The 7,607-nt window shown below is 76.5% G+C and carries 6 protein-coding genes; 3 read left to right on the top strand and 3 right to left on the bottom strand.

Going from position 1 to position 7,607, the window contains the following annotated elements:
* Positions 1-35: 35 nt before the first annotated feature.
* Complete coding sequence (locus VGI02_RS18740; protein ID WP_331629607.1) at positions 36-812, bottom strand: hypothetical protein; 777 nt, start codon at positions 810-812, stop codon at positions 36-38.
* 536 nt (positions 813-1,348) lie between these two features.
* Between VGI02_RS18740 and VGI02_RS18735 the strand changes: the two genes are divergently transcribed.
* The gene (locus VGI02_RS18735; protein WP_331629605.1) at positions 1,349-2,368 is read left to right on the top strand and encodes an Acg family FMN-binding oxidoreductase; all 1,020 of its coding nucleotides are present in this window, start codon (positions 1,349-1,351) and stop codon (positions 2,366-2,368) included.
* Positions 2,369-2,374: 6 nt separating this feature from the next.
* Here VGI02_RS18735 and VGI02_RS18730 read toward each other — a convergent pair whose 3' ends face one another.
* Positions 2,375-2,983, bottom strand: a complete 609-nt coding sequence (locus VGI02_RS18730) for an Rv1733c family protein (RefSeq protein WP_331629603.1) — start codon at positions 2,981-2,983, stop codon at positions 2,375-2,377.
* 172 nt (positions 2,984-3,155) lie between these two features.
* Between VGI02_RS18730 and VGI02_RS18725 the strand changes: the two genes are divergently transcribed.
* Positions 3,156-4,562: a GAF domain-containing protein gene (locus VGI02_RS18725; RefSeq protein ID WP_331629601.1), complete on the top strand. Its 1,407-nt coding sequence runs from the start codon at positions 3,156-3,158 to the stop codon at positions 4,560-4,562.
* 317 nt (positions 4,563-4,879) lie between these two features.
* On the opposite strand, the gene VGI02_RS18720 is transcribed toward VGI02_RS18725, so the two are convergent.
* Positions 4,880-6,346 carry a sensor histidine kinase gene (locus tag VGI02_RS18720; RefSeq protein WP_331629599.1) on the bottom strand — a complete coding sequence of 489 codons (1,467 nt, stop codon included), beginning with the start codon at positions 6,344-6,346 and terminating at the stop codon, positions 4,880-4,882.
* Between the two features lie 269 nt (positions 6,347-6,615).
* Here VGI02_RS18720 and VGI02_RS18715 point away from each other — a divergent pair.
* The coding region (locus VGI02_RS18715; protein ID WP_331629597.1) for a rod shape-determining protein at positions 6,616-7,607 on the top strand (992 nt) is incomplete at its 3' end.

Genomic DNA, 7,607 nt, shown 5'->3' with positions numbered 1-7,607 from the left:
GCCTCGCCAGGACGACCGGACCACAACCGGGTCCCTCAGGTGTGCAGGTGGACCAGCGCCTGGACCCGACCGTGCCCAGGGTCGACCCGATGGCCCCACGCCACCCGGTCCGCGGGCTCGGCGACACCGGCGGTGTGCACCGCGGCGAGCAGACCTCGCAGCCCGGCGGTCACCACGGCGCGGTGGGCCGCGATCCCGGCGGCCACGTGGTCGGCCGGCTCGTCGTCGTGGGTGCACACGGCAAGGACCGGGTCCCGCGTCCACGGCAGCCGGATCGACGCCGCCTCCGGGACCGGGGTCCCCGGGGAGTGCCACGAGGGAGCACCGCCCTGCGAGGGGCCGTTCGCGAGGACGCACCACGCGCGGGTGGTCGACCCGCCCCGGGCCACGTCGACGACCTGGGCGGCGTCCGGGCTCCCCGTACCGACCAGGCGTCCCTCGCGGAGTCGTCGGTCGACGCGGTGCATGGCGAGCGCCGCCGGGATCGCGGGCCGCCGTCGTGTCGCCGTCAGCCGGACCAGCGGATCGGCGCGGGCGTCGTCGGCGGTGTCCCGCTCGGGCTCCCATCCGAGGCTCCGCACGGCGATCTCCAGGCCGGCCACCAGCCGGCCGACCGCGACGAGATCCGCGTGCCCGGGCGTCCCGTCCGGTGCACCGGCGAGGGGGACGACGTCGACGACCCGGTCGTGGACCGTGACCGACCCGGCCGGGGGCGCCGGGTCCGGGACCGGTTCCACCGCCTGCAGCAGCACTCCGAGCTCGGCCGGGGTCCACGACGTCGCGCCGGTGCGGGCCGGGTGGGTGGTGACCACGATGCCTCCCGATCCCGCCGCGGGTCCGGGCGACCGTGGGCGGGCTCGCCGGTCACCGTGCTCGGCCCGGCCGGTGCCCGGCAGGGGCGAGAGGCGCGGATGACGCGTGTCGTTCGTCCCGGGTCGTCCACGGCCGCCGGCCGTCGCCCGGCCCCGGCGCGGGGAGCGGGGCGCGGGGCGACCGCGGGACCGGGCGCCGAGCCGCCCGCGGGGGGATGCGGGTGGCCGACGCCCGGCGACCCGCCCGGCGGGGGCGCCGAACGGGTGCGGCCAGAAGGGTGGTCCCGGCCGGCGGGTCCGGCCCAGGGCCGAAGGTCCCGGGACCGGCGGCGCCGCCCGCATCAGCCACCTCGACCGGACGGCCCCGCGCCACGCCCTCCGGCGACCGGGGTCCCTCCGGCCGTGCCGCCATGACCTTCGGCCCTGCCGGGTTCAGGGCGGTCCGGACGACCCTTCCGGGCAGGCCGATCGATCGGGAGGCTGGCGAGACCCGGGCCGTGGTTGCGGTGGGCGGGACGACCCTCGAGGAGGACGCGATGATCGACGACACGACGCGCCCGGCGGAGGCCGGCCTCCCGGCACGCGACGAGCTGCGCGAGGCCGTCACCCACGCACTGCTGGCCCCCTCCGAGCACAACGCCCAGCCCTGGCACTGGCGCCTGCACGGAGACGTCCTCGACCTGCGCGCCGACCGCACCCGTCGCCTGCCGTCCACCGACGAACAGGCCCGAAGCGTGCTGCTCGGTTGCGGGTGCGCGCTGCACCACCTGCACGTGGCCCTCGCCGTCGCCGGACTGCGCGGCGAGGTGCGCCACGGCAAGGACGGCGACCCCGAGCACCCCCTCGCGCGGGTCCGCGTCCACCGCGGCGGGCCCCCCGACGCCCGCACGGCGAGGTGGTTCGCCGCGATCCCGGCCCGGCGCACCGACCGGCGCCGGTTCGCCGCCCGCGAGGTCGGCCCGGACGTCGTCGACCGGCTCGCCGAGGCGGCCCGCAGCACGGGAGGCACCCTGCACCTGCTCGTCGGGGAGAGTCGCCACGTCGTAGTGGAGGCCGCCAAGGAGGCGGACCGGCTCCAGCTCACCCGGGAGGACTACGCGGGCGAGCTCGCGCACTGGACCCACCGTCTGGCCGGCGCCGGTGACGGGATCCCGGCCAGTTCACGCCCGGGAGAGTCGGCGGCCGTCTACGACGACGTCGCGATGCGGTGGATGCCGCCCGGCACGCTCGATCGCCCCCGGGCCCGGCCCGGCCAGCGTGACGCGTCCCAGTTCCTGCTGGTGACCGCGCAGTCCGACGACACGGTCTCGCTGGTGCGGGCCGGGGAGTCGCTCAGTGCGGTGCTGCTGGAGGCGGCGAGGCTCGGGCTCGGGGTCACACCGTTCGTGCAGCCGTTCGAGGTGCCCGAGACCCGCGCCCGGGTCCGGCGGCTCGCGCTCGGCGCCCACCGCGTCCCGGCGATCGCGCTGCGCGTCGGCTGGCCCCAGCCCGGTGCCGCCACCATCCCGGCGACGCCCCGGCGCCCGCTGCGCGAGGTGCTGACCGAGGACCCCTGACGGCTCTCACCCGGCCGCGCCCCGGTCGCCGCGTCGCCGGAAGTCGAGCCAGTCCTCGTCCCACTGCCGCAGGCGGCGCCGGTCGAGGTCCCACCGGAGGGCGACCACTCCCCCGGCGAGCGCGAGCCCCCAGACGAACAGGGCGGCGAAGGCCTCCAGCACCCCTTCCACGACGGCGTCCGAGTCGGACGTGGGCGGCGGGACCGGTCTCCCGGCCGTGTCGACCCAGAGGGGCCGGGGATCGCCGACATCGACGCTCGAGTACACCGTCCGGGACGCCGTGCGCACCGCGCCGTCGGACTCGGTCCACTGCAGCGTCACATTGCTGGCCCCCATGGCCGAATCGTCCGCCGACGGCAGGCGGGTGAGGGCGACGACGGTGGCCGCGACACGATGGGACGTCGCCCGCTCGTGGGCGGCGGCGACGCGGGCGTCCTCACTCCAGGCGCTGCCGAGGGCGAGCAGGATCGGGACCGCCAGGACCAGGAGGAGCACGGCGGCCCGGACGGCCCGCGTCTCGAGCCGGTCCGAGGGTCGTCGCAGCTCGCTGCGGGGAGGCAGCAGAACGGTCCAGCACCGGTCGAGGACCGCGCTGCACCGTCGCCGTCCGTCCACCGTGCCCCCTGACGTCTGCCCCCGGAACCACGTCGGACGCTCGGCGACGGGGCCGCGGACCGGCAGGGCCGAGGGTCCGGGGGATACCGGGTCCCCCGGCCCCCGGCTCGCTCTTCCGCCAGGTGAGAGGACGGTGCCTTGACAGCACCCGGCCCGAGCCCACGATGGGTCGGTGGACGACACCGCGAGCACCTCCTCCCCAGGCCCGCCCGGGGTGCCCGCGGAGCTCGCCTTCCCCGGCGCGGTCCGTCTCGAGCTCGACGACCTCCTCGACCAGGTCATCGCCCGCGCCGGCGAGCTCAAGACGGTGCAGGGACGGCTGCGCAAGCTGCTGGCGGCCACCCAGCACATCGCGCAGCGACCCGGCACCGACGAGCTGCAGCAGCGGGTCGTGGAGAGCGCCCGCAGCCTCGTCGACGCGCGGTACGGCGCGCTCGGCGTCGTCGACGACGGCCACCTGACGAGCTTCGTGTACTCCGGTCTGAGCGACGAGGAGGCCGCCGCCATCGGCCACCTGCCCGACGGCGAGGGTGTCCTCGGAACCGTCATCGGCGATCCCCGCCCGCTGCGGCTCCGCGACCTCACCGAGCACCCGTCCGCGGTCGGCTTCCCACCGCACCACCCGCCGATGGGTTCCTTCCTCGGCGTGCCCCTGTGGGTCGGCGGGACCGTCTTCGGCCACCTGTATCTCACCGAGAAGCAGGGGGCGGCGGAGTTCAGCCGCGACGACGAGGAGCTCGTCACCGCCCTGGCGGCCGCCGCGGGCGTGGCGATCGAGAACGCCCTGCTGCTCGAGGGTGCCCGGCGTCGCGCCCGGTGGCAGGCGGCGGCGGCGGACCTCAGCAGGCGGTTGCTCACCGGTTCCCTCGGCCCGAGCGCCGGTCTGCGCCACCTGCTCGAGGAGGCTCTCGCGCTCACCGACGCCCAGGGGGCGGTCGTGAGCAGCGTCGACGAGGACGATCCGGCCGCAGTGGCGGTACTCCGGGCCGCCGGGGTCCTCGCCTCGCTCGAGGGTCGGCGGTTCACCGACGGCGAGACGATCACGGGAGCCGCCCTCGCGTCCGACCGGGCGCTCGTCATCCCCTCCGTGGCCGGGGATCGACGGGCGGCCCAGCTGCTCGGCGCGGCCCCCCAGGTCGGCAGTGCGCTCGCCATCCGGATCTCCGAAGGGATCGCGGGCGACGGGACCCGCTCTGTCCTCCTGCTGGTCCGCGACGCCGGTCGGGCGCCGTTCGGCGCGGAGGACATCGACATGGTCGAAGGTCTCGCCGCGCAGGCCACGGCCACCCTGGCGCTGGCCCGCAGTCGGGCCGACCGGGAGGCCCTGCGTCGGGTCGAGGACCGCGAACTGCTCGTCGCGGACCTCAACACCCGGGTCCTGCAGCGGCTCCTGCTCGTCGGTACCGCCCTCTCGAGCGCGGCCTCCGCCGCGAGCGGGGCGACGCAGGACCGGGTGCTCGCGCAGGTCGACGAGCTCGAGGACCTCGTCCGGGAACTGCGCCGCGCGATCTGGAAGGGCCCCGCCGAGGGACCGCTCGTCGCGTCCCCGCCCGAGGAGGCCCCGCCGGCCCTGGCGTGACGGCGCTCGGCGGATGCGTCGCGATCGCCGACCCCGCCGATCGGGGTCCTTCGGTCGTGGCCCGGCCCGGCGTCGCGCAGGTGGGCTGGGTGGATGACGGGACGGGAGCTCGACGAGGCGCTCCCCGACCCCGGGTGGACCTGGCAGTCCGCGGCCCCGCGACCCGACGCGGGATCCCCGGCGATCGCGATCACCCCCCCGACCTCCGACCGCCCTGGGGATGCACATCGCCGCTCTGGAGCGCGCCCAGGACCACCTCGTCCACCGGGCGCACGGGGTCGGGCGCTCGAGCGACCCGGACCGGCTGCGGGAGATCCTCACGCGCCTGCGCCACACGCGGGCCCGCCTCGTCGAGGCCCGGATGGAACGGGACCGGACGACCGGTTGACCACCGGGATCCTCCACTCCACGACGGTGCCCGCACCCTCGCCCGCCCGGACGCTCGCGGTACCGCCGCGCCGGACGGCCCGCGCGGCCATGCTCGCGATCCCGTGGCCGTGCGCGGCGTCCGACCCGCCCACGGGGGATGGACCGATGCCGTCGTCGACCACCCGTAGGGCCACCGAGTGCCCGTCGGTGGTCAGACGCACCGAGGCCGAGGCCGCGCGGGCATGGCGGGCGATGTTGCTCAAGGCCTCCCGCAGCACGGTGAGCAGGTCGATCGCGGCGGCGTCGTCGAGCGCCCCGGCGGGGTCGCCGTGGATCCCCAGCATCGGGGTGAATCCGAGGGCCCGGGAGCTGTCCCGGGTCAGGTCGAACACCGCGTCGCGCAACGTCGCGGCGCTCACCGAGGTCCGCACCAGGCCGAAGATCAGCGCGCGGAGCTCGCGCATCGCCTCGTCGAGCTCGTCGACCAGCGGTGCGAGGCGTGGCTCGACGAGTGGCTCGGTGGCGGCCAGTGCGTCGAGGGCCAGCCCCAGGGCGAACAGCCGCTGCACGGTGTTGTCGTGCACCTCGGCGGCCAGCCGGTCCCGCGTCTCCCGCACGGAGAGCTCCAGCTGGGCCGACACCGCCTCCTCACGATGCGCGAGCAGGCTCTCCCGCATGAGGTCGACGTCCGCGGCGATCGCGGCCATCTCGGCGGGCGTGGTCACCGCGATCGGCATCTCGACCTGTCCGTCGGCGACCGCCCGGGTCTGGCGCTGGAGCCGGCCGATCGGATCGCTGAGACGTCTCGTCACCACGATCGGCGCGACGCCCGCGACGAGCAGCGCCAGGACCACACCTGCCCCCGCGACACGGTCCGCCCAGGCCTGGGTGCGGGCCACGCTCGCCAGCTGGGCCGATTCCTGGTCGGCGAGATGCGTGGCCAGCGTGCCCGCCGCCGCCCGGAACTGGTCGAACAGCGCCTTCGCCCGCACCGTGGCCGCCTCGACGTCGATCGGCGTGGCGGTGCGCCGCGCGTCGATCTGCGGTTGCGCCGCCAGCGTCCGCCACTGCAGGGCCGCGGCGGCCGCCACCCCCAGCGCGGTCCGGCCCGACGGGTCGTCGCCGAGCAGGGCCGTCAGCTCGGCCTCCGCCGCCGCGGCCCGGGCGATGCCCTCCCGGTAGGGCTGGAGGAACTGTGGGTCGCCCGTGATCACGAACCCGCGACTACCGGTCTCCTGGTCGACCAGCGCGGTCACGAGCCCGGCGGCGGCGTCCCGGGCGGGGGCGCCCCGGGTGGTCATCTCCGTGGTGAGCTCACGCATCGACAGCCTCGCGACGAGACCCGAGACCGCGAGGACCATCGTCAATGTCACCGACACGAGCACCAGCAGACTCACCGTCCCGCGCAGGGTCACCGACCGAGAGTGTCCGCTCACGCGGCGCGACGGCAGGGGCAGCCGCACCGCGAGCCCGGGGTCGTCCGGCCCTGCTGCCCGACACGGAGACGGGACCTCCGTCGGCCCGCGTGACGCCGGTCGGCCCTGTCCGGACCGCTGGCGGTGCACGGCGGAGCCGTGTCGCCCGGGCAAGGGACCTTCGGACACCGGCGAGAGGAGAAACGACCCTGAGAATTCCACCGGTCCGTCCCTAGCGTCGAGCTGGTGCCGGGGCAGGGGGCCGAGGCGTGGCGCGGGGGGTCGTGATGGCGGACATCGGCATCGATCTGGGGACGGGAACGACCGTGGTGTGCCACCCGCGGGACGGGGTCGTGCACGACCAGCCCTCGCTGCTGGTGGAGTGGCCGACCCGGCGGGGGCGGGAACTGCTGCTCGGCGACGCGGCCGCGGCCCTGGACGGCCGGACCCCACCCGGTGCGCGCGTCGGCCATCCGTTGCGCGGGGGCGCGGTGACCGACCTGACCCTCGCCCGTACCTACCTGCACGAACTCGTCCGTCAGACGTCGCGGGGCCGGTGGCGCGTCCGTCGGCCCCACGCCGTCCTGAGCTGCTCGGTCGACGCGACCCCGCTCGAACGTCGCGCTCTGCTCGAGTCGGCCGAGGAGGCCGGGCTCGGACGCGTCGACCTGCTCGCGGCCCCGCTCGCCGCCGCTCTGGGCTGCGGCCTCGATCTGGCCGACACCCGCGTCCAGGCCGTCGTCGACGTCGGCGCGGGCACCGCGGAGATCGCGGTCTTCTGCCGCGGCGTCGTGCTGGTCGGACGCTCCTGCGGGCACGCGGGCGATGAGATGACCACCGCCGTCCGTGGGCGGCTGCGCGAGCAGCACGGCCTGGACGTCTCTCCCCCCGCCGCCGACGCGATGAAAGTCCAGGCCTCCGCGGCCCGGGAGCCCCTCGTGGTCGAGGGCCGCGACGTCGCGACCGGCCGGCCCCGCGTCCTCACCGTCGAGGTCGCGGAGGTCGAGGCGGCCGTCGTCCCCGTCGTCCGACGTGCCGTCGCCTCGCTCGGCGACTGCCTGGACGATCTCCCCGTGGCCGGGGTCCCGGACCTGTTCGGCGGCGGGGTGGTGCTCGTCGGTGGCGGCTCGCTCGCGCCGCATCTGCGCGACGAGCTGGAGAGCGCCCTGGGGTTCCCCGTCAAGGTGCCCGACCGGCCGAGGACCTGTGTCGCGGAGGGCCTCGCCCTGGCCGGGGCCCGGCCCGAACCCCACGCCCGTCC

It is taken from the genome of Actinomycetospora sp., assembly GCF_036497245.1.
Classification (GTDB): domain Bacteria; phylum Actinomycetota; class Actinomycetes; order Mycobacteriales; family Pseudonocardiaceae; genus Actinomycetospora.
Note: the sequence above shows the minus strand (reverse complement) of the source record. Positions and strands in the feature narration are given on the sequence as shown.

Excerpts from the sequence above, each read along its gene's own strand:
- VGI02_RS18735 (WP_331629605.1), top strand. The coding sequence starts at position 1,349 with ATGATCGACGACACGACGCGCCCGGCGGAGGCCGGCCTCCCGGCACGC.